Raw genomic sequence first — 23,822 nt, 5'->3', positions numbered from 1 at the left:
CGATCGGCCCTCACTGTCCAAGCCTTTGCAGAAGGTCCGGCACGTGAACCTGATCGGCCTTGTAGTTGCCCGTCAGCATATACATCATGATGTTGACGCCGGCGCGGTAGGCATATTCACGCTGCATTTCGTCCGGCGGCACCGTCGGCAGGAGCGGCGCGCCGTTGACATCCACGGCCCAGGCACCGGCAAAATCGTTGCCGGTGATCATGATCGGCGTGACGCCGTCGCCGCCGCGCACGGGGCGATTGCTGCGGTCTTCGTCACCATTGGGGGCGGCCTCGACCCAGAGCTGGCTTTCCGCATAGCGCCCGGGGAAGTTCGAAAGCAGGTAGAAGGCCTTCGTCAGCACGTGATCGGAGGGCACTGGCTCCAGCGGCGGAATGTCGAGCCCGCTCAGCATCGCCTGCAGGCGCTGCACGTTGGGGCTGTCGCCGGCATCCGACGGTGTCAGCGAGGAAAACTGGTCGCGCGTGTCGAAGAGCACGGTGCCGCCGTTGCGCATATAGGCGTCGATCCGGCTCATCACCCGGCTGCTCGGCATCGGGGCGGTGGCCGAAACCGGCCAGTAGATGATCGGATAGAAGGCCAACTCGTCCTGTTCGAGATCGACGCCGACGGGTGCGCCCGGTTCAAGCGCCGTGCGGTAGGTCAGATAGTTGCTGAGGCCGATGAGGCCCTGTTCGGAGAGGCGGTCGACCTCCTGCTCGCCGGTGATGACATAGGCGAGATGGGTCGTGTCCAGCCGCTGCAGCGTCTGCTCGTCGCTCGGCTGGCTGTCCTGCGCATGGGCGATCGCCGGGGCGAGCGCGACCGCAAGGCCGAGCGTTGCAAGGCCGAGAGTTGCGACCAGTGCCGCGGCCGCGGCGCCGCGGCCTGCGCGCCGGCGCAGCCCGGCGAGGCCGCCGGCCATGTAGAGCACGATCAAAGTGTCGAGGACGAAAAGCGCCAGCGCCAGGCCGAAGAGATAGGGCCGGATCGAGAAAGGCCGGGCGCCCTCCAGTCCTTCGGCCCGTGCCCCGACGAGATTGCCGGTAATCGGGGTGAGCTTGCCGCCGTCAGGCAGCAGATTGTTGGCGACGAAGCCTTCCTCCGAGCCGTAGAGCCCGGGGGGTGTGTCGGCGGAAACGGTGGGCGCGACGCCGGGTGCGATTTCGAGCGGGCGGGCGCTGCCGGTATCGCCGGTCAGTTCGCCGCGGGCGCTTACCAGGCGGTAGGGCGGCAATGTCTGGGCCTTGCTTGGCTGGTCGCCGGCAACGCCGCCAGCGCGCGACAGCTGGATCGACCGGCGCAGCATGTCGACGAACGAGCCTGAGATCGGCAGGTTCGACCAGTTCGGATCGGCGCTCACATGGAAGAGCACGATGCGGCCGCGGCCGCGCTCTGCGGTCGTAACCAGCGGTGTGCCGTCGGCGAGGTTGGCCCAGGTCCGCTCCGTCAGATCGGGTGTCGGTTGCGCCAGCACCTGACGCTTCACCAGCACGTCACGCGGGCGCTCCAGTCCGGCAAAGGGGCTTGTAGGCGGGTAGTCGGCAAGCGGCTGCGGCTCCGACCAGGAAAGCGCGCCATCGAGCGTGCGCTCGCCTTGGCGAAGCACGACCGGAACGAGCGGGTCGTCGGCGGGAGCGCCGGCGAGCCTTGGGCCGGCGAAGCGCACCAGCATGCCGCCATTTTCCAGCCAGCGCGTGACCAGCGGGTAGCTTTCATCCGGCAGGCGGCCGACGTCGGCCATGACGAGGATCGACGGATTTTGCGCCAGGAGTTCGGCGATGGCCTTGCCGACCGCCTCCTCGCGGGGCTCGATCAGGTCGGCATGTGGCTCGAGCGCGCGCTTGATGTAATAGAGCGGCGAAAGCAGCGGCTGCGACTGATGGACCTCGCCGCTGAGAAGAGCGACCCGGCGGCGGCGGTTGCCGTCATCCAGGAGGTGAATGGCGCCGGCCGTCGCCTGGCCTTCGATCGTCAGGCGCGTAAAGTCGTTGCGCAGCTCGAAGGGCGCTTTCAACAAGGTATCCGCCGTGGTGGCGCCGGTCGCGAAGCGAAGCTCGCCCTCGGCGATCGCGGTGCCCCTGATGTCACGGGCGAGCACGTAATAGGCGCGTGGTTCGCCGAGCGGCAGGCGCGAGGCGGTAACCCGCATTCCGTCGTTTTCGTTTGTTGCGGCGGTCAGCGCGATGGCGCTTTCCGCATTGCCTTCGACCCGGCGGACATTCGCAGCGCCGAGTTCCGCGATCTGCTCCATCGTTCCGCCATTCGACGCTTCGATGCCGTCGCTGAGGAAGGCGAGGGTTCCGGGCGGAGTACCGGCAAATGCGGTCTTCATGGCGGCAAGCGCCCGGCCGCGGTCGGCCGGCAATGGCTGCGGCTGGGCGGCCGCCAGACGGTCGCGCGCCGTGGCGGCGGAGGCCGGCGTCGCGTCATGCTGGCGGTCGGTGGTAAAGACGATCGAAACCGGAAGCTCCTTGGCTTCGGCATCGTCGATCAGAGCACTGGCGGCTTCGACCCGCTGGTTCCAGTCGGAGACTGCCGCCCAGCTGTTGTCGACGACGAGCGCGAGCGGACCGGCTGCCGAAAGCGTGTTCTGCCGCGGGTTGATCACCGGATCGGCAATCGCAAGGATCAGGGCTGCGGCCATCAGCATGCGCAACAGCGTCAGCCACCACGGGCTTTGCGCCGGGGTCTCCTCGCGCTTCATCACCGAGGCGAGGATGCGCAGCGGCGGGAAGACTTCGGCCGACGGCCTTGGCGGCGTCATGCGCAGCAGCCACCAGATGACCGGCAGCGCAACCAGGGCGGCAAGGATGGCCGGATTGGTGAAGAGGAAGGCGAGGCCGCTCATAGCTGGCCTCCGTGGGTCGCGCGTCCCGGCATGCCGGAGAGATAGGTGTGCACGGCGACGAGTGCCTCGGAGGCGGGTCGGTCTGTCTTGTGCGGGGTGAAGGTCCAGCCGAGATGGCGAAGCGTCACGCCGAGCGTGTCGCGTCGGCCGATATAGGCGCGTTGATAGTCCTCACGCAGCACTTCGGCGCGGCCGGCGGTCAGCTTCTCGCCGGTCTCCGGGTCGGTGAATTCGGTCCGGCCGGAATAGGGGAACACTTCTTCGGCCGGGTCGGCGATCTCGACCACGTGGCCGCGCAGGCCGCGCCTGGCCAGCGGGCCGAGGCGGTCCATGATCTTTTCGGCAGGATCGAGAAAATCGCCGATCAGCACGAGGTCGCTGGCGCTGCGGATCATTCCGGTTTCGGGCAGGCCCTCGGCCAGCGGGCTGAGCATGATGGCAGTCGCCAGCCGTTCGGCGGCGTTGCGCGCGGAAACAGGCTCCATGATGCCTGGGCAGCCGATGCGCTCGCCCGAGCGCGCAAGGATTTCGGCGAGTGCCAGCATCAGCACCAGCGCACGGCTTTCTTTGGACACGGTGCCGAGATTCGACTTGTACATCATCGACGGCGAGAGATCGGCCCACAGCCAGATGGTGTGGGCGGCTTCCCATTCGCGGTCGCGCACATAGGTATGGTCGTCGCGGGCAGAACGCCGCCAGTCGATGCGCGACATGCTCTCGCCATCGGAATAGGGCCGGAACTGCCAGAAATTCTCGCCGATGCCGCGCTTGCGCCGACCGTGCCAGCCGGAGATCACGGTGTTGGCGATCCGTCGCGCCTCGACAAGGCAATCGGGTACGAGCATGGCGCGCTGCTGCGCGCGTGAAAGCACTTCACTGGCGGGAGTACGCGAGACTATGTGCCCGACGGTGGCCATGCGTCAGCCTCTGGCCTGCTTCACCAGATCGGCGACGACGTCGCGCACGGTCATGCCTTCGGCGCGGGCGGCGAAGGTCAGCGCCATGCGGTGCTGCAAGACGGGCTCGGCCAGCGCCAGGATGTCGTCGATCGACGGCGCCAGGCGGCCGTCATAGAGCGCGCGGGCGCGGGCGCAGAGCATCAGCGCCTGACCGGCGCGCGGGCCTGGGCCCCAGGCGACGTTCTTGTCGGTCGCGGCATTGCCGTTGCCCGGACGGGCGGAGCGCACCAGCGACAGGATCGCGTCGACCACCTTCTCGCCGACTGGCATCTGGCGGATGAGGCTCTGGATCTGCAGCAGCCGGGCGGCATCGATGACCGGGTGGGCCGTCGCTTCGCCGACACCTGTCGTTTCGAGCAGGATCTGGCGCTCGGCAGTAAGGTCCGGATAGCCGACGTCGACCTGCATCAGGAAGCGGTCGAGCTGCGCTTCGGGCAGGGGATAGGTGCCTTCCTGCTCAAGCGGGTTCTGCGTTGCAAGCACATGGAAGGGCTGCGGCAGGTCCTTGCGGGCGCCTGCAACGGTGATGTGGTACTCCTGCATGGCCTGCAGCAGCGCCGACTGTGTGCGCGGCGAGGCGCGGTTGATTTCGTCGGCCATCAGCAACTGCGTGAAGATCGGTCCGGGAATGAAGCGGAACGAGCGATGGCCGGCCGCATCCTGGTCCATCACTTCGGAGCCGAGGATGTCCGAGGGCATCAGGTCGGGCGTGAACTGCACGCGGCTGGAATCGAGCCCGAGCACGGTGCCGAGCGTGGCGACGAGCTTGGTCTTGGCAAGGCCGGGAACGCCGACGAGCAGGGCATGGCCGCCGGAAAGGACCGCGAGCAGGGTCTGTTCGACGACGCTTTCCTGGCCGAAAATGACTTTGCCGACTTCCGCACGCACCCGGGCGATTTCGCCCAGCGCACTTTCGGCCGCAGCGACAATCGCCTTCTCGTCGATCGCGTCAGCCGCGCCCTTCATCACACTCATGGTCATACTCCCCGGTCGCCCGTTGTTAAACCGAATCGCCCCTACAGCGCCGCGCGTCCTTATAGAGCGCGCCAGGCTCGCTGTAATATTGAGCCGCCGCAAGACACCTCTCCTTAGATCGATCCCGATTTAAGGAATCATGCGGTAGCCGGGATTTCAGTCGCCAAAATCCAATTTAGACCCTGCCGGACGGCTGACAAGTCGGCGCCGACGCACTATCTCGTGAGATATCAAAGGTCTCGATGCAAAATCGAGGTCAAACGGGACGGAACAATGGCAGAAGCCGAAATTCAGCAAACCGGCGATGCGGCCGGACTGGCGGCCCTGATTGCGCGTGCCGCCGGACAGACCGGCGAAAAAGCGCGCGGCCTGCCACCGGTTGACCGCTGGAATCCGCCGTTTTGCGGCGACATCGACATGGAGATCCGCGCCGACGGCACCTGGTTCTATCTGGGCACGCCGATCGGCCGGCAGCCCTTGGTCAGGCTGTTTTCCACCGTTTTGCGCAAGGACGAGGACGGGCGCACCTATCTCGTCACGCCTGTGGAAAAGGTCGGAATCCGCACCGTCGACGCGCCCTTCGTCGCTGTCGAGATGAGTGTGACCGAGGGGGAAAAGGGCCAGGTCCTGACCTTCCGCACCAATGTCGGCGACGTGGTCGAAGCCGGGGCGGAGCATCCGCTGCGCTTCGTCATCCATGGCGAGAACCGCGAGCTGAAGCCTTACCTGCATGTGCGCGGGCGGCTGGAAGCCCTGGTGTCGCGGCCGGTCATGTACGACATCGTCGAGCTGGGCGAAACGGTCGCGATCGACGGCACCGAGACGTTCTGCGTGCGCTCGGGCGGCGCGGTCTTCCCGATCATGCCGGCGGCCGAGCTGGAAGCGCTCTCCCGATGAATGCGCATCCCTTCTCAGCCGACGAGTTTCGTCGTCGGGCGCTGACCCAGATGGGCGGGCCGATCGAGACCTCCTGGCGCGAGCACGGCGACTTTCTGCTCAACCCGGGCATGGTGCCCTATCTGGAGACGCTGAAGCTCAAGGACGCTGCAGTCCTGGTGCCTGTTGTCGACGACGGCGACGATGCGACGGTTATCCTCACCCAACGCACCACCAGCCTGCGAAAGCATTCCGGCCAGGTCGCCTTTCCGGGCGGTGCCGTGGACCCCGAAGACCGGTCGATCGAAGTCGCAGCGCTACGCGAGGCGCAGGAAGAGATCGGCCTCGATCCGCGCTTCGTCGAAACCATCGGCCGGCTGCCGCACTACATGGCCATGTCCGGTTTCCGCATCACCCCGGTGCTGGCGGTGGTCAAGCCCGGCTTCGAGCTCGTGCCCAACCCGGAAGAGGTCGAAAGCGTCTTCGAGGTGCCGCTGTCGTTCCTGATGGACCCCGGCAATCACGACCGCGGCAGCGGCCACTGGCAGGGCGAGGAACGGCATTTCTACCGGATGCCCTATGGCGGCCGCAACATCTGGGGTATCACCGCCGGAATTCTGCGCATGCTCTATGAAAGGCTTTATGCATGACCTCGGTTGCTGGCGAAGGCTGGTTCTCGACGCCCTCTCTGCGTCGCGTTTTCGATGTGCTCAATGTCGATGGCGGCGAAGTCCGGGTCGTCGGCGGTGCGGTGCGCAACAGCCTGATGGGCTTGCCGGCCGGCGATATCGACATGGCAACCACCTGGCGCCCCGATGAGGTCGCCGAGCGGGCGAAGGCGGCCGGCATCAAGGTGGTGCCGACCGGCATCGATCATGGCACGGTGACGCTCGTCATCGACGGCATGCCCTATGAGGTGACGACGCTGCGCCGTGACGTTGCGACCGACGGCCGTCGCGCCGAAGTCGCCTTCGGCACCGACTGGAAGGCGGATGCCGAGCGGCGGGACTTCACCATCAACGCGCTCTACGCCAACGACCGCGGCGAGGTCTTCGACGATGTCGGCGGTCTCGCCGATATCGAAACGCGCACGCTGCGCTTCATCGGCGATGCCAGCGAACGGGTCGCCGAAGATTATCTGCGCATCCTGCGCTTCTTCCGCTTCTTCGCGCATTACGGCCGCGGTCGGCCGGATGCCGACGGCTTGCGTGCCTGTGCCCGTGCGCGCTCGAAGCTTGCAACGCTTTCGGCCGAGCGGGTCTGGGCGGAAACGAAGAAGCTGCTTTCGGCCGATGATCCCGGCCGCGCGCTGCTTTGGATGCGCCAGGCCGGCGTGCTCACCGAAATCCTGCCGGAAACCGAGAAATGGGGCATCGACGCGATCCCGGAACTCGTTGCCGCCGAGCGGGCCTTCGGTTGGAAGCCGGCTCCGCTTCTGCGCCTTTCCGCGATCGTGCCGCCGGACGAGGAGCGTCTGGAGGCCATGGCGGAGCGTTTGCGTGTGTCGAAAGCGGAGGCTGCCTATTTCAACCGCTGGGCCAAGGCGCCCGCGGTCCCGGCGACGACCGTCGACACGGCCTTCGATCGGCTGCTCTATCGTCATGGGGTGGAAGGCATTGTCGTGCGGCTGCGGCTGGCGCTCTCAACGGCGCGGCGCAAGTCGGAAGGCGATCCGGCGTTCTTGTCCGAGACTGCTTCGCTGCGCCGTCTTCTGGCGCGGGCCGAGGCCTTCAAGCGGCCCAGCTTTCCGTTGAACGGCGGTGATGTGCTGAAGGCCGGTGTGCCGGCCGGCCCGCGGGTGGGCGAGATCCTCGGCGAACTCGAGAACCTCTGGATCGAGCGTAACTTCAATCTCGACCGGGCAAACCTCGTCGCCCGGCTCGAAGCCATGGTGCAGCCGTCCTGATCAGGCCGCCTTGGCCGGACGGCTATGCCGCCTTGGCCGGACGGCTATGCCGCCTTGGCCGGACGGCTCACGCCGCCTTGAGGACGGCTTAAGCCGCCTTGGACTCGTCGGTGATCCGGGCCTTGATGTTGTCGATCATGTTTTCGCGGATGACGGTTTCGCCGTGCGTTTCGCGCATGTGATCGACGACGCGGCGCACGATTTCGGCATCGTTGTCGGCGCGGGTGTGCCATTCGCAGCCCGGGACGAGGGAACCGCATTCAAACAGGCGCATGGTTGCTTCCTTCCCTGTGTAAGTTTGATGCGAGAGCGCGGCGCGCCGGTCGGGCGACCGCACGGTCAGAGTAGCATCAACCCCCGGCACGGCCAATTGTTCCCGCCGAACGCGCGACAAGAAACCGTTATAGACAAGCGGGCCGTTGGTGTTATGGGTTTGCGGTAACAAGAGACGCAAAGGCCCTTTTGCCCATGACCTCCACCGTTCAATCGGAACTGATTGCCGCCATCCGGAACATTCCTGACTATCCGAAGCCGGGCGTGATGTTTCGCGATATCACCACCTTGCTCGGCAATCCGCGCGCCTTCCGTCGCGCGATCGACGAACTGGTGCATCCCTATGCCGGCACCAAGATCGACAAGATCGCCGGTATCGAGGCGCGTGGTTTCATCCTCGGTGGCGCGATCGCGCATCAGCTTTCCTCAGGCTTCGTGCCGATCCGCAAGAAGGGCAAGCTGCCGCACGACACCGTGCGCATCGCCTACAGCCTGGAATACGGCGTCGACGAGATGGAAATGCACAAGGATGCGATCCGGCCGGGCGAAAAGGTGATCCTGGTCGACGACCTGATCGCGACCGGCGGCACGGCGGAAGCGGCCACCAAGCTTCTGAAGCAGATGGGCGCCGAGATCGTCGCTGCCTGTTTCGTTATCGACCTGCCTGAACTCGGCGGGCGCAAGAAACTCGAAGCGCTCGGCGTCAATGTCCGCACGCTGATCGAGTTCGACGGCCACTGATCGGTCCTTGCGGGATGGGTGCGGAGAACCGCGCCCTTCCTTGGCCTACATGCGGTTGATCGTCCGCAGCATCAATTGCACTTCGCGCTGGGCTGCCGGCGACAATGTCTCCACTTCGGTGAGCCAGAATTTTTCGGCTTCCGGCGGCTCGTCTTCCCAGCTTCGGACCGATGTCTCGTTATCATCGATGACGACGCGTCGGTGACCGCCAAGACGCAGATATTCGTCCGCCAGTTCGCGGGCGTGGGTTCTTTCCATAGCCGCTCCTCCGCTAGCAATGGTCGCTTGCCCCGAAGCCGCTTCGGCGCGGCTGAGGGCGCGCAACCTGTAACCCGGGAGTTTACATCCGGCGGAAGGCGATTTTAAGAAATGATGGCGCCTGGCCGGTTTGATCCGGTCAGACGAACTCGATGACCTTGCTCTCGAAACGGATCACCGCCTCGCCGTGCTGGTTTTCGCCTTCGCACAGGATCGTGTTGATCCGCCAGCCGGGTTTTGAGGCAAGCGAACGGCTTTCGAGGAAGGTGACGAAGTAAGTGACCGTGTCGTCGGCATAGACCGGCTTCAGCCATTTGAGGTCACGAAATCCGGGTGAGGGGCCGAGGTTCGGCGCCTTCAGGCCCTCGGCCGCCAGCCGTCGCTGCTCGTTTCGCCAGAACTTGACGAAGCACTGCATCCACCCGGCGCAGGTATGCCAACCCGAGGCACAGAGGCCGCCAAACAGCGAATGCCGCGCCGCTTCCGCATCGAGATGGAAGGGCTGGGGATCGAAATCGGTGGCAAAGCGGATGATGTCCTCGGCCGTAAAGGTCAGACTGCCGATCACGGTCCGGTTCTTGGCCGCGTAGAATTCTTCCATCGTCATCATCAGGCGTTGCCCTTGTCGCGGCAGCGAAAGAGAACCGAGCATTCGGAAACCGCCACGGGCTCGCCGGCCTGGTTGTTGATTTCGTTGCGGAACTTGACGATGCCGAGATCCGGTTTCGACTTCGAACGGCGCGCCTGGATCACCAGGCTGAAGCCCGAGAGCACGTCGCCGGCAATGACCGGCTTCCTCCAGTCCATGAAATCGATGCCGGGCGAGCCCTGGGACGTGGAATTGCTCATGAAGGCGTCGAGCATCATGCGCATGCCGATGGCGCTGGTGTGCCAGCCGGAGGCGGCGAGACCGCCCAAGATGCTGCGTTTTCCCGCCTCTTCATCAAGATGCATCGGCTGCTGGTCGAATTCGCTGGCAAACGCGATCATCTCCGGCGGCTTCATCTCGACCGGCTTGTAGTCGAACCGCCGGCCTTCGGAAAAATCCTCGAAGTAGAGCATGCTTGCCTTGTCCCGTCTGATTTGTTGCCGCATTACCTACTGCATAATTTCCGCAAGCGGAATCGATTTGCGCGGACATAGGCAACATCGCAGGTCCTCCCGCGACGTTTCCCGGTTGCGCTTGGCTCTTGTCCATGCAACCAGCTGACAATCCGTCCCATCCGCTCGTGTCTTGATTGAGGAAAGCGCGTGACCGAACTGAACAGAGCGCTCGCGGGCGCAGCCGAAAAAGGCATCATCTCCGCGCATCAGGTGCGCGATCTCGAAGTGTATCTCGCCGATCGTGGCTTCCGTTTCGGACCAGTGGCATCGGATGCCGCGGCCGACAGGGCCGACGCCGCGCTCGATGCGCGGGCGGCGGAAGACAGCGAACAGCCCCGCTTCATCAGAGGCTTCCACGATATCCTGATCACGATCGGCGTCGTGGTGGTCCTCATCGGCTTGTGGGGCCTGACCGGCCCGCTCGCAACGCTGCCCGTCATTCTCGTGCTTGCGGAAATTCTTGTGCGGCGCCAGCGTCTGGCGCTGCCTTCGGTGGTGCTGACGCTCGCGCTCGTTCATTGGGTCGCAATGACCTCGATGTGGTTCGTGGACGATCACGGGGATGCCTGGCACCCCCTGACCTTCGGCCTGGCCTATGTTGCTGCCTTCCCGATCCCGCTGGCGCTGTTCTACTGGCGCTACCGCGTTCCTCTGGCGCTGGCCGGCCTGGTGCTGTCGATCGCGATGCTCTGCGTGGTGGCGGTGCTCATCGCCTTCCAGAACGTCTTCGGTATCGACGTTGCCAACCCCGACCACGTCCTGCTCTTTCCGCTGACCTTGTTCGTGGGGGCGATGGCCGTGTTCGCGATCGCCATGCGCTACGACTTTTCGGATCCTCAGCGGCTCACCACCCGTTCGGACATCGCCTTCTGGCTGCACCTGGCAGCCGCGCCGGCGCTGCTCTATTCGTTGATGGGCCTGGTGTTCCTGGCGAATGGCGGCGCAACATGGTGGGACGGGCAGGCAAGCTTCAATCAGGCCGCTTCCGCAATCGTGATCGTCGCCGTGTTCATGCTGGTCGGGCTCGTCATCGACCGGCGCGCTTTCGTCACATCGGGACTGTTGTCGCTTGGCGGTGCGATCTGGACTGTGTTGAGCAAGACCAATGCGTCGCTCGACAGCTACGTCTTCATCGCCCTTGCTGTCGTCGGGGTGACCGTCTTGTTCATCGGCATTTTCTGGCAGCGGCTGCGCCGCATGGTCATCGACCTCTTGCCGGAAACGATAACGGCGCGGTTGCATGCCGCGCCGTAGTATCAAGTTCTGATGCGCTCCGATCCCGCGCCTTGAGTGCGGGATCGGACCGGCAGGTCTTACGTGTTGAAGCGGAAGTGGATGACGTCGCCGTCCTGGACGACGTATTCCTTGCCTTCGTCGCGGGCCTTGCCGGCTTCCTTGGCGCCCACTTCGCCGCCGAGCGCGATGTAGTCTTCATAGGCGATGGTGTTGGCGCGAATGAAGCCACGCTCGAAGTCAGTGTGGATGACGCCGGCCGCCTGCGGCGCCTTGGTGCCGCGCTGGATTGTCCAGGCGCGCGTTTCCTTCGGACCGACGGTGAAATAGGTGATGAGGTCGAGCAGCTTGTAGCCGGCACGGATCAGGCGGTCGAGACCGGCTTCTTCGAGACCGAGTGCGCTCAGGAACTCCTTGGATTCTTCTTCCGGCAGCTGGGCCACTTCGGATTCGATCGCTGCCGAGATGACAACGCTCTCGGCGCCTTGTGCCTTTGCCATTTCGGCAACCGCGCGGGTGTGCTCGTTGCCGTCGACCGCATCGCTTTCCGCGACGTTGCAGACGTAGAGAACCGGGTGTGCGGTCAAAAGGTTCAGGCCCTGCAGAATGCGCAGTTCTTCGGCGTCGAGCTTGGCGAGCATCGTGCGAACCGGCTTGCCGTCCTGCAGAAGCTTCAGCGAAGCTTCCATGATCGGCAGCTGGGCAACGGAGTCCTTGTCCTTGCCGCCGGCGCGCTTGCGGGTCTGCTCGGTGCGGCGCTCGAGGCTTTCGAGGTCGGCGAGCATCAGCTCGGTCTCGATCGTCTCGGCATCGGCGACCGGGTTGATGCGGCCTTCGACGTGCGTGATGTCGTCATCCTCGAAGCAGCGCAGCACGTGCACCACGGCGTCGACTTCGCGGATGTTGGCGAGGAACTGGTTGCCGAGGCCTTCACCCTTCGACGCGCCGCGCACCAGGCCGGCGATGTCGACGAAGGAGATGCGCGTCGGGATGATTTCCTTCGACTTGGCGATGTCGGCAAGCTTGCGCATGCGCGGATCCGGCACCGCCACTTCGCCGGTGTTCGGCTCGATGGTGCAGAAGGGATAGTTGGCCGCTTGCGCCGCTGCCGTCTTGGTGAGTGCATTGAAGAGCGTGGACTTGCCGACGTTCGGCAGTCCGACAATACCGCATTTGAAGCCCATGGGGTCTCGTCCGTATCTTAAAATTCCGTTGGCGTGGCTATGCGGGAAGGGCGCTCCCCGGTCAAGGGCGCAGGCCCTGTTCACGGTAAATAAGGGGCCACGCCCGTTGAACCGGTGCTCTTCGGGCCGCATATGCGCTCAGCTTTCCGTCGACCTGCTCGGCGGCCAGGACATTATTGAGGATTTCCGCATTGATCGACCAGAAGTTCATGTTCCCGCGCGTGCCGGTTGCCGTCGTCGATATCGGCGATACGCTCGAGGCGCTGTTGATCCGCGCGACGCTCGAAAGCATGGGCGCCGTCGTCACCCTGCATCTGCCGGGAACGCCCGGGGATTTCCTGACCTTGCTTGCCGGCGGCGAGCTGGTGCACCAGCACCTGATCATTTCCGGACACGGCGACGAGAACGGTTTCGTCTTTGGCGACTATATCGAGGAGATCGACACATCGATGCTGGTCGAGGGCAGCTTGCCGCCAGCCGTTATCGCCGAACACGCCAGGCTTGACGGCAAGATCGTGCTCAGCACCTGCTGCGAGACCGGCGGCAAGCGCTACGGCGAAGCCTTCGTCGAAAAGGGAGGGGCCGCCCTCTACGTTGCGCCTGACGGCTCGCCCGAAGGGGCGGACGCGCCGCTTTTCGTGCATTGCTTCTTCCATGCGCTTCTGGCGCGCAAGCAAGAGGCAAGGGCGGCGCTGGAAAAAGCCCGCTCCTATGACGAAGCGGCATCGATGTTCGTCGGCTATTGGGCAAAGCGTTGATTTCCGCCTGCGTCCGTGCGCCTGCTTTTGCTTGATCGGCCACTGCGGCCGTAGGATAGTGCGCCGACGGGGCCGGTGCGCCGAGACGGCCTTGTCCGCAAGGCGAGCCGCGGCAGCGCCAGCCAATCTGTCATCAACGGGGTGGTTCCGATGAGTGACAACGAGGTTGCCAGAAAAGTTAAAGTGAAGGTGAAGCCGAAGCTCGAGCGGCCGAAGCTTTACAAGGTCATGCTGCTCAATGACGATTACACGCCGCGCGAGTTCGTCGTCGGCGTGCTCAAGGCCGTGTTCCATATGAGCGAGGAGGCGGGCTACCGGGTGATGATGACCGCCCACAAGATGGGAAGCTGCGTGGTGGTCGTCTGCGCCCGCGACATCGCCGAAACCAAGGCCAAGGAAGCAACCGACCTCGCCAAGGAAGCGGGCTTCCCGCTGCTTTTCACCACAGAGCCAGAGGAATAACAAGCCTCATGAATAGGCGTGGCGGCCGGAGGGATGCCCCGCGGCCGGCCGGCTTCACGCCTTCCGGTGCAGGCGAAGCGGCTTGCTCGCTTCGCGCTCGATCGTGCCCTTGGCCTCGAGATCGAGTTGAACCGCCTTCAGCCACCAGCCCGCCTTCGCGCCCTCGGGAAAAAGGTCCTGTGGCAGCAACGGCAGCAGCCGCTCCTTCGCTTCCGCCACGCTCAGGCCGGGTGCTGAGGGCGGCAGCACCGCGAGCAGGGCTTCACGCATCGCCTCGTATTTCACCCGATCGACGCGATGTTTGTGGCCGGGCGAGACGATGTTTTCGATCTCGATCTTCTCAGCCGGGGATGCCATTGGCCTCGCCTTTCACATAGTCGATCTTCGGCGCCTTGAATCCCATCGCCGCCCAGGCGGTCAATAGCCGCCACATGAAGCGGCCCGAATGGGTCTTGTAGCTCGGTAGCGTGTCGGCAAACTCGACGCCGGCCCTGCGGTCCTTCGTCATCGTGCGCATTTCCAGCGGCGGCTGTTCGTCTGGGGCAAAACGCTGATTGTAGACGCTCAGCCAATGACCGCCCTTGAATTCCAGGAACATGGCGGCGTTGCAGCAGCTGGCGATGACCCGGCGCGTCGGCGCCTCCGGCGTCAGCCGGTGTTCGCGCAGGAGATCGCTGCCCCTGATGCAGCGGATCCGGTCCTTGCGGTAGAGCGCAAAGCGCGTCGAGCCGTCGGCTTCCATGACCGGCGACGCCTCCGGCAAGGCTTCGAAGCGCTCGCCGGCGGTGCGGCAACTGGTGCAGTAGCAGGCGGCGCCGACGATCGGCTCGCCGACGGCTTCAAAGGCAACCAGCCCGCAGCGGCAGGCGGCAATGCGATGTCTTCCCTGTGGTTTGGCCATGGCCATCTCCTGATCTGGCTTCACTAACTAGACTGGACCGTCCAGTTTGATTTGTCAATCCGACTGGCCTATTCTGCAAGCCGAGTGATTTGGCGAGATACGGCAGGGGGAGGGCAGGCTTGAGCAACGGCGCAAAGACGCGCATGGAGCGCACCCGCAAACTGATCGTGGCCGCAGCCAGCGATCTCTTCCTCAAGCACGGCTTCCTCGGCACCAACATGGACGAGATCGCCGCGACGGCGGAGGTGTCGAAGCAGACGGTCTATTCCCACTTCCACAACAAGGAGGCGCTGTTTCTCGAAGTCGTGCGCAGCATGACAGGGGGAGCCGGCGACGAGTTCCAGGAGCAGGTGGCCGACCCCGATGGCGACGAGCCGATCGAGGACTTCCTGCTCGACTATGCCACGCAGTTGCTGACGATCGTCATGACGCCGCGACTGATGCAGGTTCGCCGCCTTGTGATCGCCGAAGTGGAGCGCTTTCCGCAGCTTGGCGAGGCGCTGCACGAGCGCGGGCCCATGCGCTCGATCCGGCGGCTGGCGGTCGCGTTCAAGCGCTATGGCGAGAAGGGCGACATCCGGGTGAAGGATGCAGATGTCGCTGGCGGCTTTTTCAACTGGCTGGTCATGGGCGGGCCGGTCAATGACGCCATGCTGCTCGGCGACGGCGCCATTCCGACGCCGGAGGTGCTGCGGGCCCATGCGGCCGAGGCGGTGCGGATCTTTCTGGCGGCCCATAAGCCGGGGTGATGGATGGCCGCGGGTTGCGCTCAGGCGCGCGGTCTTCACCGCACGTGGGCGTCCCACCACTTGAGCACGCGCATAGCCTTCAGCGTCACCCACCGCGAAGGGGCGTCGACCCCGTCGTCGATGTCGAACCACACCCGTCCGGCGGGGCGCCAGTCGAGTGGCCATGCGCCGCGTTCGAGCTGCCTTGAGCGCAGATGGTCGATCGCTTCGCTGAGCCGTGGATCGGGTGCCGCATGGCAAAAGAGCGCCGCGGCACGAAAGTAATCGAGCGCCCGCAGGATGTCGTAGCGCCAGCGGCTCGGGTGGCAAAGGCACAGGAAGCGTTTGTCGGCGGCTTCGCCCGTGCTCAGGCTGCGAAACAGATGCCGCTTGAGCAGGTAATCCTCGCCGGCCCGGCGCGCCGCCTTCGACTGTGGCGTGCCACCGGTCGCCATTTCGAACCCAAGCAAGCCTTCGAGCACGTTGATGGTGGTGGCAAAGGAAGACCGGAGCGAACCGTTTGCCCGTTCGCAGTTCCAGCCGCCATCGGCCTGGACCTCGCCGACGAGCCTTTCGACGATCGGCGAAACGTCGACGCCGAAATAGGCCCCGTCGGCAACGGTGCGGCCGTTGATGCACTCCTCGACTTCGCCTTGCCAATAGGGCTGGCCGCCTTCGTCCCAGCGGGAATTCGCGCCGATCAGGTCGACGGTTCGTCGGGCCCGATCGGACGAAGGGTCGAGACCGAATTCCCGGAGCTGCGACAGCGAAAAGCAGGTTGCCGTCCAGGGTTGGCCCTGCGCGGTCCACTCGTGCTCGTCGAAACCGGCGGGGATGAAGGCGCCGCCCGCCCATTGGCCGTCATCGTCCTGATGCGAGAGAAGCCTGGCGCCCCAGCCTTCGGTCTCCACCTTGGCCCTTTCGGCTTTCCACAGAGACACTGGAGCGTCCAGCAGGTCGCGCATCACCTGCCAGCGGATTGCGGGATCCGATGCGAGAAGCCAGTCAATCACCGCGTCGGCCACGGGCGTGCTCCAGACTTATGCCATCGGGTCGATCTGACCCATTCCGACCGCACAAGCTAGGGCGCTTTGCGGATAGGGGAAGCTAGTCGTTCTTCGAGCCGAACATCTTCTTCAGCATGTCGGCCATGGGGCCGGTCACCGGCAGCTTCTTCGGTTGGGCGGAATTGCGCGCCTGATGGACATGCGATTGCGCACCCTGCTTCTTCGGGCCTTCAGGCTTTTCCGCCTCCGGCTTGCCGCCGGTCGCTAGCGCGATCTTGTTGAGGAGTTGCGAATCCTCGCCACGTACCAGCATATCGGCATTGTCGGCGATGGCATCGAGCAGGGGTACCAGCCAGGCCTGGTCGGCCTTGGCGAAATCTCCGAGCACATGGGCGTGCACCAGATCCTTGACGCCGGGATGGCCGATGCCGAGGCGCATGCGCCGGTAGTCCTTGCCGCAATGGGCGTCGATCGACTTGATGCCGTTATGCCCGCCATGGCCGCCGCCGACCTTGATGCGCGCCTTGGCGGACGGCAGGTCGAGCTCGTCATAGATGACGGTGATGTCCTTCGGCTGCAGCTTGTAGAAGCGCATGGCCTCGCCGACCGCTTCGCCGGACAGGTTCATGTAGGTCTGCGGCTTCATCAACAGAACGCGCTCGCCGCCGATATCGCCCTCGGCGATCTCGGCCTTGAACTTCTTCGACCAGGAAGAAAAGCTGTGCCGGCGATGAATGACGTCAACCGCCATGAAGCCGATATTGTGCCGGTTGGCGGCGTATTTCGAACCTGGATTGCCAAGCCCTACGATGATCAACATGGTGCTGCGCATTCATGATTTCGGGGTGATGCCATCCAAAAACACCGCACCCCCCGGAAGTCAACGCCTATTTCTCCGCCTGCAGGCTGGCATTGGGCTTGAGCCCGTATTGCTTGAAGATCACATCCTGGGTGCCGTTGCCGATCAGCCGGTCGAGTTCGTATTGCATGGCCGCGACGATATCGCGGGGAAAGTCGCGGTGGCAGGCGATGCCGTAGAGCTTGCCTTCCAGCACCAGCGCGGCCTCCACCGGTTTGCCTTCGGTACGCATGCTTTCGAAGGTCTTCTCGGACGTCATCAACAGATCGACCCGGCCGGCGAGCAGCTTTTTCAGGCTGGAATCGAGATTGGCGGCATAGTCGATCTTGGGGAAGCGGTGCTCCTTGAGATAGGACGCCGAGAAATCCTCGCGCTGGGTGCCGACGGTATATTGCTGCGCGTCCTCCAGCGATTTGGGCGCGATGGCGGATCCGGCCTGCCGGACCATGACCATGTGGTCGATCAGCAGCGGCTCGACCCACTGGAAGTTTCCGTCGCGCTCGGCGTCGTGGCCGGTGGTGAAAACACAATAGGCGGGATCGGTCTCGGCCAGCATGAAAGCCCGCGCCCAGGGCAGAACCTCGATCGTATAGGGTTGCTTCAGGCGCTCCATGATGAGCTTGATCTGGTCGACGGCCGCACCACTCGGGCCGGCCTCGGTCGAAAAGTTGTAAGGCGGATATTCCTCGGTGACGAACTTGATCGTCTGGGCCTCGGCCGTCGTTACGAGGCCGAGGAAAAATGCTGCGATCAGCGCCTTCACATCTTTTCCTCCTCTTCTGCGTCCGCCTTGCGACGGATCCTTCTTTCTATCCCCGGCTCGTGCTCGACCTTGAGCCCCCGAAGCCTCCCGCGCCCCAGGGAACCAGGTGGGTGCACTCATGCCCGCATGCTGGGTGCGGAAGCCGCCTTTGCCTCGGAATCGCTTTCGAGCATGGTCAGCATCCGGTCGACCGGCATCGGCCGGCTGAAGAGGTAGCCCTGGCCGCAATCGACGCCGAGCTTGCGCAAGAGTTGCCACTGCTCCTTGGTCTCGATGCCTTCGGCAACGACGGTGCAGCCCATCTGGTGCGAGATCGTGCGGATGCCCTTGATCAGCATGCGGCTCTTGCGACGGATGTCGGCGGTGCCGGAGCTCAGCGACCGGGTGAAGGACTGGTCGACCTTGACGATATCGACCGGGAAACGGTTGAGGTAGCTCAGCGACGAGTAGCCGGTGCCGAAATCGTCGAGAGCGATGCGGCAGCCGAATTCGTTGAGCTGCTTCAGCACCGAGTGGACCTCGGGATTGTCGAGCATCAGCACCGCTTCGGTGATCTCGACGACGATCCGGCTCGGCGAGATATGGTGCTTCAGGAGCAGGGCGGCGAGCTTGTGCGGCAGTGTCAGCTCGAACTGCAGCGGCGAGAAGTTGACGGCGAGATAGGTGTTCTGGGTGCCGTCGAGCTCGGAGATCGCCGCCAGATGGCGTATCGCCTTTTCGAGGATCTGATCGCCGATGCGGGCAATCATGCCGGTTTCTTCGGCGATGCCGATGATCTTGCCGGGCGGCATCAGGCCCTTTTCCGGGTGGTTGAGGCGCATCAGGGCCTCGAAGCCGGCGATCTGGCCGTCGGCGAGGCTGACGATCGGCTGCAGCCACGCTTCGAAGTGGTCGTCCTTCAGGCCGGCTTCGATGCACTGCTCGATCTCATGGCGCTCGCGCGAGGCGTCGAGCATGCCGGCGTCGAACACCTGCAGGCCGTTCTTGCCGTCGTGCTTGCGGGCATACATCGCCATGTCCGCCTTCAGCAGCAGGTCGGAGGCGTTTTCCGCATGGGTCGGGTAGACGGCGATGCCGACGCTGGCGCTGACGAAAAGCTCGTTGCCGGCGATCGCCATCGGTTCGTGCAGTGCCGTGACGATGCGCTCGGCGATTTCGGCCGCCAGAGTAGCGGCGTTCGGATCGGAAAGCAGGATGGCGAATTCGTCGCCGCCGAGCCGGGCCATGATGTCGCCATGTGGCAGGGCGGCCTGAATGAGCTCGACCGTCTGGCGCAGCACTTCGTCGCCGGCGGCATGGCCGAAATTGTCGTTGATCCACTTGAAGCGGTCGAGGTCGATGAACAGGCAGCCGAGCTGCATGGCGCATTGGTCGGCCTGGATGATCGCCTCGTCGAGCGCGGCCTCGAAGCCCTGGCGGTTCAACAGGCCGGTCAGGTGATCGGTGATCGCCTGGGTGTGGTTGCGGCTTTCCGCCTGCTTCAGCGCGGTCACGTCGGTCATGACAGACAGCGACAGGCTGCTTTCGCCGGTGGCCTTCGTCTCCTGGATCAGCACGGTCATCGCTTCGCCGTCCGCCTTGCGGAAGGGGACGGTCACTTCGCGGATCGCATGATCGGCAACGGCGATCGTCTTGGCATGGCTGCGATAGGTCTCGTGCCAGTGCGGATCGACGAAATCGATGAAGTCGCGGCCGACGACGTCGTCGCGGCTGTACCCGGTCGCCAGCAGCCAGTAGTCGCTGACGGCGAGCAGGCGCCCGTCGACATCCAGTGAAAACAGCATGGCCGGCGTCAGGTTGTAGATGTCGGTGACGCGCTCGTGGGCGTTCTTCAGCTCGGTCTCTTCGCGCTCGAGGCGGTCCTGCATCTCGTTGAAGTTGGCGGCAAGCGCGCCCATTTCGTCGTCGGAGGTCCAGTCGACGCGGTGGCGAGACCCGAGCCGGCGGGTGGCCTCGATCGCGGCGGTCAGGCGCATCAGCGGGCGCATCACCGTGAAGCGATTGCCGACGAGCGCTGCGGCGAAAACGATCGCGACCGCAAAGAGCAGGATGGCGAGGATCGCCAGCTCGTCCTTGCTGAATTGCGACAGCAGACCCGGCGTCGGAACCCTGACTTCGATGCGTCCGACCTCTTTCATGCCATCCACCGACTGGTAGGAAATGGGCAGGATGAGAACCCGGTCCTTGGTGCTCGGCTGCACGCCGCCCATCGGCAGCTGCGCGAGGATGGAGCCGGACTGGTCGCGAATGGTGACGGAGAGGATGTCGGTGCCGTTTATCAGCGAGCGGGCGATGTGCTTGATGCCGTCGCTGTCAAAGTCCCAGATCGGTTTGCCGAGCGCCTCGGCGCTTGCAGCCATCAACAGTTCGATGTTGTGCAGGCGCTCGCGTGCGATGCGATCGCTCGAGATGCTGAGAAAGAGTGCAAGCAGCGGGGCAATGAAGACGAGCATCGCGCCGCAGACAATCGCAATAAACCGGTTCTCCACGGAGTGCATCATCGCATGCACGCCCCAGAAGCAGCTGCCACCCATCTCATATCAGAATTCTCTTCAGACAAGCCCAATTTCCCCGTCAGAAGAACATCATCAAAACCTTAAATGTTGCTGAAATCGCTTCATGATAATTCGTGGGGCACGGCATAGATGCATTCGGGCACCGGAGGGCTATCGCCAATGCAAAAAGCCCGCCCCAAACGAATGGGACGGGCTCTTGAATGAAGTGCGGCGGGACCGGCTTTCGCCGGTCGCCCAGAGGCCAATCAGGCTTCTGCTTCGCCTTCAGCTTCTTCCTTCACGCCACCGGCCGGAGCAACGATCGTTGCAACGGTGAAGTCGCGGTCGGTGATAACCGGGGTCGCGCCCTTCGGCAGCTTGATGTTGGAGATGTGGATGGCGTCGCCGACCTTGAGACCGGAGAGGTCAACGGTCAGGAATTCCGGAATGTCGTTGGCCGAAACGTTGAGTTCGACGTCGTGACGAACGATGTTGAGAACGCCGCCAGCCTTGAGGCCCGGGGACTTCTCTTCGTTTTCGAAGTGAACCGGAACTGCAACGGTAACCTGGCTGTCCTTGGAGACGCGCAGGAAATCGACATGCATCGTGAAGTCACGGACCGGATCCAGCTGGTAGTCCTTCGGCAGGACGCGGATCTTTTCGCCGTTGACGTCGATCGTTGCAACGGTGGTCATGAAACCGCCGGCGTGGATCTTCATCGTCACTTCCTTGGTGGAGAGCGCGATGGAAAGGGGGGCCTGCTTGTCACCGTAGATGACAGCCGGGATAAGACCGTTGCGACGAAGTTCACGGGAGGACCCCTTACCAACCCGTTCGCGCGTCTCGGCCTTGAGCTCGTAGGATGCGTGGCTCATGGATAGACCTTTCTAATGTCTAATGCTGGAGAGTTCGACCGCCATGCGGAAGAACTGAAGCCGCAAGGACTTCATCCGCGTTGCCTCCAAGGGTGTCTACGCGGACGGGCGCTCCTTAGACGAGATCCCCTGCAAATGCAAGCTTTGCCGCGGTTTCAGCTCTTTTTAGCGGTGAAACGCGCAAGTGCCAGCATCAACCCGCCGGCAATCAGACCCCAGAAGGCGCCGGAAACACCGCCGAAGCTGACGCCGGACGCAGTCACCAAAAAGGTGATCGCCGCGGCCTCGCGGGTCTTTGCGTCCGTGAAGGCGGCCATGGCGGAGCCGGCGAAGGCACCGACGAGGGCAAGGCCCGCCACCGCCTCGATCAGGACCGACGGTGCAAGGCTGACGAAGGTGGTGACGACGCCGGCCAGGAGGCCGAAGAGAATGTAGAAGGCGCCGGCATTGATCGCCGACCAGTAGCGCCGGTTGCGATCAGGATGGCTATCGCCGCCGGCGCACATGGCGGCGGTGATTGCAGCCAGATTGACCGCATGGCCGCCGAAGGGGGCGCTCAACATCGAAAAGACGCCGGTCGTCGCAAACAGCGGCCCGGGTTCCGGATGATAGTCGTTGACCTTCAAAACGGCGATGCCGGGAATGTTCTGCGAGGCCATGGTGACGATGAAGAGCGGCAGGGCAATGCTGATCATGGCCGCGACATTGAACTGCGGCACCACGAATTCGACGGTCGGTACCAGCGCCGATGAGAGGGCGGAGAAGGCGCCGGCCGGGATTTCGACGCCGAAGGTGATGACGAACACGAAGGCGATCAGCGCGGCCGGCACCGCATAGAGCTTGTTGATGCTGCCGACCAGCGCCCAGGCGATGAGGATCGGCAGGCCGAAAAGCGGATTGAAGGCGATCGCCTTGACCGGCGCGAAGCAGAGGCTGAGCAGGACACCGGCCAGCATCGCGTTGGCAAGCGGCGCCGGGATGGAGGAGACCAGCCGGCCGAGCGGTTTCCAGAGGCCGGCGATCACGACGAGCAGGCCGCAGACGAGAAAGGCGCCGACGGCCGCGTTGAAGCCGCCCTCGACGACGCCGGCGCTCGCAAGCAGCGCAGCACCGGGTGTCGACCAGGCGATGCTGACCGGCAGCCGAGTCACGGCACTGATGACAATGGCGCAGAGGCCCATGGAAATCGACAGCGCCATCAGCCCGGAGGCGGCTTGCGCTTCGCTGGCGCCGACGCCGGTCAGGCCGTGTAGCACGACGGCAAAGGAACTGGCGAAGCCGACGAAGGCGATCAGCAGGCCCATGAACAGGCTCTGGAGCGAAAAGTCACGAAGCATAGCGGCAACCGGCTGTTGTGAGGTTGAGTCGCGGCAATTTGATCCTTTCGCGTAGCACATTCGGGCGCTCTGTCGATATCGGCGGCGTGATCCACCGATCAAACTCGTTGACGGGCGCCGGTTCTCGAACCTTCGTCTGGCTGGACCTTCGCGGAAAACGACGGCTATAGTGGCCCCGTGGATGCGGCTCGCTTGGGAGATCGGCCGTGTCGACATTTCGCCGGACGACGCTTTCAGGGAGGAAGCCGATGGCTGCCGTCAGGGAACATTCGGACTATGTCTACAAGGTTGCGCACCAGCCGTCGGCGGCTGCCAGTTCGCCGATCGCCGCTTCGTGGCGCCGGTGCATGACGCTGCATGGGCTGGCACCTGAGGAGGGGCGTCAGCCGCTCAGACTGTCCGGCATGGAGTTCGAGCTTGCCCGGCAGAGGTCGGCCGAGCTGATCCTGGAAGCGGGCGGTGAACTCGACCGGCTGTTCGCCACCGTCGGCCGGGCCGGCTGCTGCCTGCTTTTGACCGACGACAAGGGCGTGGCGCTGGAACGCCGCGGCGCCGTCGGCGACGATGCCGATTTTCGCGATGTCGGGCTCTGGTCGGGTACGGTCTGGAGCGAGGCAAGCGTCGGCACCAACGGCATCGGCACCGCGATCGCCGACGAGCGCGCCGTCGTCATCCAGCGCGACCAGCATTTCCTCAGCAGCAATATCGGCCTCAGCTGCACCACGGCGCCGATCCGCGACCATCTCGGCCGGTTGGCCGCGGCCATCGATATCTCCACCTGCCGAGCGGACGCCTCCGAAATGACCATGTCGCTCCTGTCGCAGGCCGTGCGCGACGCGGCCGCGCGCATCGAGGCCGGGCTTTTCCGACGCGCCTTTGCCAGTGCCCGCATCGTGCTGGTGCCGGTCGACCGCGCCGGCCCCGCGCTGCTCGCCGTAGACCGCGACGACCTGGTGCTCGGCGCAACCCGCGCGGCCCGGCAATGGCTCGACCTCGACGACAAACGCATCGCTGCCGGCGTTCCGGCCTCCGATCTGCTGCGGGAAGATACGTCGGGTGATGCCGGCGAGCTTCCGGATGCGGAGCGTGCGGCGCTCCGTCGCGTGTTGTCGCGCGCCAACGGCAATGTCTCCATGGCAGCCGACTTGCTCGGCATCAGCCGCGCTACGCTTTACCGCAAGATGAAGCGGCTCCAGGTGAATTGATCCGTCCCGGCGAGGGTTGCCCCTCACCCTAGCCCTCTCCCCGCACGCGGGGAGAGGGGACGTGGCCGGTGGCAGCCACACAAC

At 64.3% G+C, this 23,822-nt stretch carries 25 protein-coding genes; 9 read left to right on the top strand and 16 right to left on the bottom strand.

The genetic code is table 11. The annotated features are described in order from the left end of the window. Positions 1-10: 10 nt before the first annotated feature. From M2267_RS18215 to M2267_RS18205, 3 genes are read right to left on the bottom strand one after another with little or no spacing between them, the layout of a single operon-like run. Entirely contained in the window at positions 11-2,839 is a 2,829-nt protein-coding gene (locus M2267_RS18215; protein WP_429116006.1) for a DUF4159 domain-containing protein, read from the bottom strand. Next, positions 2,836-3,756, bottom strand: a complete 921-nt coding sequence (locus M2267_RS18210) for a DUF58 domain-containing protein (RefSeq protein WP_429116004.1) — start codon at positions 3,754-3,756, stop codon at positions 2,836-2,838. The genes M2267_RS18215 and M2267_RS18210 overlap by 4 nt, the downstream gene beginning before the upstream one ends. A 3-nt stretch (positions 3,757-3,759) precedes the next feature. Next, positions 3,760-4,773, bottom strand: coding sequence for an AAA family ATPase (locus M2267_RS18205; RefSeq protein ID WP_429116002.1), 1,014 nt, complete (start codon positions 4,771-4,773; stop codon positions 3,760-3,762). A gap of 273 nt (positions 4,774-5,046) precedes the next feature. Here M2267_RS18205 and M2267_RS18200 point away from each other — a divergent pair, with 273 nt between their 5' ends. Genes M2267_RS18200 through M2267_RS18190 form a run of 3 tightly spaced genes read left to right on the top strand, consistent with a single transcriptional unit; the run spans position 5,047 to position 7,555 of the window. Beyond that, positions 5,047-5,670, top strand: a complete 624-nt coding sequence (locus tag M2267_RS18200) for a DUF1285 domain-containing protein (RefSeq protein WP_429116000.1) — start codon at positions 5,047-5,049, stop codon at positions 5,668-5,670. After that, entirely contained in the window at positions 5,667-6,299 is a 633-nt protein-coding gene (locus M2267_RS18195) for a CoA pyrophosphatase (protein WP_043618142.1), read from the top strand. The genes M2267_RS18200 and M2267_RS18195 overlap by 4 nt, the downstream gene beginning before the upstream one ends. Further along, the gene (locus M2267_RS18190; RefSeq protein ID WP_429115999.1) at positions 6,296-7,555 is read left to right on the top strand and encodes a CCA tRNA nucleotidyltransferase; all 1,260 of its coding nucleotides are present in this window, start codon (positions 6,296-6,298) and stop codon (positions 7,553-7,555) included. The genes M2267_RS18195 and M2267_RS18190 overlap by 4 nt, the downstream gene beginning before the upstream one ends. 88 nt (positions 7,556-7,643) lie before the next feature. On the opposite strand, the gene M2267_RS18185 is transcribed toward M2267_RS18190, so the two are convergent. Beyond that, positions 7,644-7,829, bottom strand: coding sequence for a DUF1059 domain-containing protein (locus M2267_RS18185; protein ID WP_034788815.1), 186 nt, complete (start codon positions 7,827-7,829; stop codon positions 7,644-7,646). 194 nt (positions 7,830-8,023) lie between these two features. Here M2267_RS18185 and M2267_RS18180 point away from each other — a divergent pair, with 194 nt between their 5' ends. Next, a complete protein-coding gene (locus tag M2267_RS18180) occupies positions 8,024-8,569 on the top strand; it encodes an adenine phosphoribosyltransferase (RefSeq protein WP_429115997.1) in 546 nt (181 codons plus the stop codon). 45 nt (positions 8,570-8,614) lie between these two features. Here the strand turns inward: M2267_RS18180 and M2267_RS18175 are convergent, their stop codons facing one another. The 3 genes from M2267_RS18175 to M2267_RS18165 all read right to left on the bottom strand — a co-directional run bounded on the left by M2267_RS18175 (position 8,615) and on the right by M2267_RS18165 (position 9,889). Further along, entirely contained in the window at positions 8,615-8,827 is a 213-nt protein-coding gene (locus M2267_RS18175; RefSeq protein ID WP_043618136.1) for a hypothetical protein, read from the bottom strand. A gap of 139 nt (positions 8,828-8,966) precedes the next feature. Beyond that, positions 8,967-9,437 (bottom strand): MaoC family dehydratase, encoded by a 471-nt coding sequence (locus tag M2267_RS18170; RefSeq protein WP_429116308.1) that lies wholly within the window; start codon positions 9,435-9,437, stop codon positions 8,967-8,969. Next, a complete protein-coding gene (locus M2267_RS18165; protein ID WP_429115995.1) occupies positions 9,437-9,889 on the bottom strand; it encodes a MaoC family dehydratase in 453 nt (150 codons plus the stop codon). The genes M2267_RS18170 and M2267_RS18165 overlap by 1 nt, the downstream gene beginning before the upstream one ends. A gap of 189 nt (positions 9,890-10,078) precedes the next feature. On the opposite strand from M2267_RS18165, the gene M2267_RS18160 reads away from it, so the two are divergent. Continuing rightward, positions 10,079-11,185 carry a hypothetical protein gene (locus M2267_RS18160; protein ID WP_429115993.1) on the top strand — a complete coding sequence of 369 codons (1,107 nt, stop codon included), beginning with the start codon at positions 10,079-10,081 and terminating at the stop codon, positions 11,183-11,185. A 59-nt stretch (positions 11,186-11,244) separates the two neighbouring features. On the opposite strand, the gene ychF is transcribed toward M2267_RS18160, so the two are convergent. Beyond that, complete coding sequence (gene ychF / locus M2267_RS18155) at positions 11,245-12,348, bottom strand: redox-regulated ATPase YchF (RefSeq protein ID WP_429115991.1); 1,104 nt, start codon at positions 12,346-12,348, stop codon at positions 11,245-11,247. 191 nt (positions 12,349-12,539) lie between these two features. Here ychF and M2267_RS18150 point away from each other — a divergent pair, with 191 nt between their 5' ends. Both M2267_RS18150 and clpS read left to right on the top strand, forming a co-directional pair. Next, the gene (locus M2267_RS18150; protein ID WP_429115989.1) at positions 12,540-13,106 is read left to right on the top strand and encodes a hypothetical protein; all 567 of its coding nucleotides are present in this window, start codon (positions 12,540-12,542) and stop codon (positions 13,104-13,106) included. A 150-nt stretch (positions 13,107-13,256) separates the two neighbouring features. Continuing rightward, on the top strand, positions 13,257-13,568 hold the full coding sequence (gene clpS, locus M2267_RS18145; protein ID WP_043618175.1) for an ATP-dependent Clp protease adapter ClpS: 312 nt from the start codon (positions 13,257-13,259) through the stop codon (positions 13,566-13,568). Between the two features lie 54 nt (positions 13,569-13,622). Here clpS and M2267_RS18140 read toward each other — a convergent pair whose 3' ends face one another. Next, positions 13,623-13,925, bottom strand: coding sequence for a DUF6958 family protein (locus tag M2267_RS18140; RefSeq protein WP_043618126.1), 303 nt, complete (start codon positions 13,923-13,925; stop codon positions 13,623-13,625). Then, positions 13,909-14,469, bottom strand: a complete 561-nt coding sequence (locus M2267_RS18135; protein ID WP_429115987.1) for a GFA family protein — start codon at positions 14,467-14,469, stop codon at positions 13,909-13,911. Before M2267_RS18135 ends, M2267_RS18140 begins: the two co-directional genes overlap by 17 nt. Positions 14,470-14,588: 119 nt before the next feature. Here M2267_RS18135 and M2267_RS18130 point away from each other — a divergent pair, with 119 nt between their 5' ends. After that, positions 14,589-15,218 (top strand): TetR/AcrR family transcriptional regulator, encoded by a 630-nt coding sequence (locus tag M2267_RS18130; protein ID WP_429115986.1) that lies wholly within the window; start codon positions 14,589-14,591, stop codon positions 15,216-15,218. Positions 15,219-15,253: 35 nt separating this feature from the next. Here the strand turns inward: M2267_RS18130 and M2267_RS18125 are convergent, their stop codons facing one another. The 6 genes from M2267_RS18125 to M2267_RS18100 form a co-directional block, all read right to left on the bottom strand. Continuing rightward, a complete protein-coding gene (locus M2267_RS18125; RefSeq protein ID WP_429116305.1) occupies positions 15,254-16,162 on the bottom strand; it encodes a squalene cyclase in 909 nt (302 codons plus the stop codon). Between the two features lie 142 nt (positions 16,163-16,304). Next, complete coding sequence (pth, locus tag M2267_RS18120) at positions 16,305-17,024, bottom strand: aminoacyl-tRNA hydrolase (protein ID WP_429115984.1); 720 nt, start codon at positions 17,022-17,024, stop codon at positions 16,305-16,307. 67 nt (positions 17,025-17,091) lie between these two features. Continuing rightward, entirely contained in the window at positions 17,092-17,826 is a 735-nt protein-coding gene (locus M2267_RS18115; RefSeq protein ID WP_043618119.1) for a substrate-binding periplasmic protein, read from the bottom strand. 116 nt (positions 17,827-17,942) lie between these two features. Continuing rightward, the gene (locus M2267_RS18110) at positions 17,943-20,327 is read right to left on the bottom strand and encodes a putative bifunctional diguanylate cyclase/phosphodiesterase (RefSeq protein WP_429116304.1); all 2,385 of its coding nucleotides are present in this window, start codon (positions 20,325-20,327) and stop codon (positions 17,943-17,945) included. 260 nt (positions 20,328-20,587) lie between these two features. Then, a complete protein-coding gene (locus tag M2267_RS18105) occupies positions 20,588-21,196 on the bottom strand; it encodes a 50S ribosomal protein L25/general stress protein Ctc (RefSeq protein ID WP_043618116.1) in 609 nt (202 codons plus the stop codon). A 155-nt stretch (positions 21,197-21,351) separates the two neighbouring features. Then, the gene (locus M2267_RS18100) at positions 21,352-22,533 is read right to left on the bottom strand and encodes a benzoate/H(+) symporter BenE family transporter (RefSeq protein WP_429115982.1); all 1,182 of its coding nucleotides are present in this window, start codon (positions 22,531-22,533) and stop codon (positions 21,352-21,354) included. Between the two features lie 248 nt (positions 22,534-22,781). Here M2267_RS18100 and M2267_RS18095 point away from each other — a divergent pair, with 248 nt between their 5' ends. Beyond that, the gene (locus tag M2267_RS18095; RefSeq protein WP_429115980.1) at positions 22,782-23,738 is read left to right on the top strand and encodes a helix-turn-helix domain-containing protein; all 957 of its coding nucleotides are present in this window, start codon (positions 22,782-22,784) and stop codon (positions 23,736-23,738) included. Positions 23,739-23,822: the final 84 nt, after the last annotated feature.

The organism is Ensifer sp. KUDG1 (assembly GCF_050434285.1).
Classification (GTDB): domain Bacteria; phylum Pseudomonadota; class Alphaproteobacteria; order Rhizobiales; family Rhizobiaceae; genus Ensifer.
Note: the sequence above shows the minus strand (reverse complement) of the source record. Positions and strands in the feature narration are given on the sequence as shown.

Excerpts from the sequence above, each read along its gene's own strand:
- M2267_RS18095 (WP_429115980.1), top strand. The coding sequence starts at position 22,782 with ATGGCTGCCGTCAGGGAACATTCGGACTATGTCTACAAGGTTGCGCAC.
- M2267_RS18205 (WP_429116002.1), bottom strand. The coding sequence starts at position 4,773 with ATGAGTGTGATGAAGGGCGCGGCTGACGCGATCGACGAGAAGGCGATT.
- M2267_RS18180 (WP_429115997.1), top strand. The coding sequence starts at position 8,024 with ATGACCTCCACCGTTCAATCGGAACTGATTGCCGCCATCCGGAACATT.
- M2267_RS18215 (WP_429116006.1), bottom strand. The coding sequence starts at position 2,839 with ATGAGCGGCCTCGCCTTCCTCTTCACCAATCCGGCCATCCTTGCCGCC.
- M2267_RS18210 (WP_429116004.1), bottom strand. The coding sequence starts at position 3,756 with ATGGCCACCGTCGGGCACATAGTCTCGCGTACTCCCGCCAGTGAAGTG.
- M2267_RS18195 (WP_043618142.1), top strand. The coding sequence starts at position 5,667 with ATGAATGCGCATCCCTTCTCAGCCGACGAGTTTCGTCGTCGGGCGCTG.
- M2267_RS18185 (WP_034788815.1), bottom strand. The coding sequence starts at position 7,829 with ATGCGCCTGTTTGAATGCGGTTCCCTCGTCCCGGGCTGCGAATGGCAC.
- pth (WP_429115984.1), bottom strand. The coding sequence starts at position 17,024 with ATGTTGATCATCGTAGGGCTTGGCAATCCAGGTTCGAAATACGCCGCC.
- M2267_RS18100 (WP_429115982.1), bottom strand. The coding sequence starts at position 22,533 with ATGCTTCGTGACTTTTCGCTCCAGAGCCTGTTCATGGGCCTGCTGATC.
- M2267_RS18105 (WP_043618116.1), bottom strand. The coding sequence starts at position 21,196 with ATGAGCCACGCATCCTACGAGCTCAAGGCCGAGACGCGCGAACGGGTT.
- ychF (WP_429115991.1), bottom strand. The coding sequence starts at position 12,348 with ATGGGCTTCAAATGCGGTATTGTCGGACTGCCGAACGTCGGCAAGTCC.
- M2267_RS18170 (WP_429116308.1), bottom strand. The coding sequence starts at position 9,437 with ATGATGACGATGGAAGAATTCTACGCGGCCAAGAACCGGACCGTGATC.
- M2267_RS18200 (WP_429116000.1), top strand. The coding sequence starts at position 5,047 with ATGGCAGAAGCCGAAATTCAGCAAACCGGCGATGCGGCCGGACTGGCG.
- M2267_RS18190 (WP_429115999.1), top strand. The coding sequence starts at position 6,296 with ATGACCTCGGTTGCTGGCGAAGGCTGGTTCTCGACGCCCTCTCTGCGT.
- M2267_RS18125 (WP_429116305.1), bottom strand. The coding sequence starts at position 16,162 with ATGCGCGACCTGCTGGACGCTCCAGTGTCTCTGTGGAAAGCCGAAAGG.
- M2267_RS18165 (WP_429115995.1), bottom strand. The coding sequence starts at position 9,889 with ATGCTCTACTTCGAGGATTTTTCCGAAGGCCGGCGGTTCGACTACAAG.
- M2267_RS18135 (WP_429115987.1), bottom strand. The coding sequence starts at position 14,469 with ATGGCCAAACCACAGGGAAGACATCGCATTGCCGCCTGCCGCTGCGGG.
- M2267_RS18140 (WP_043618126.1), bottom strand. The coding sequence starts at position 13,925 with ATGGCATCCCCGGCTGAGAAGATCGAGATCGAAAACATCGTCTCGCCC.
- clpS (WP_043618175.1), top strand. The coding sequence starts at position 13,257 with ATGAGTGACAACGAGGTTGCCAGAAAAGTTAAAGTGAAGGTGAAGCCG.
- M2267_RS18175 (WP_043618136.1), bottom strand. The coding sequence starts at position 8,827 with ATGGAAAGAACCCACGCCCGCGAACTGGCGGACGAATATCTGCGTCTT.
- M2267_RS18110 (WP_429116304.1), bottom strand. The coding sequence starts at position 20,327 with ATGATGCACTCCGTGGAGAACCGGTTTATTGCGATTGTCTGCGGCGCG.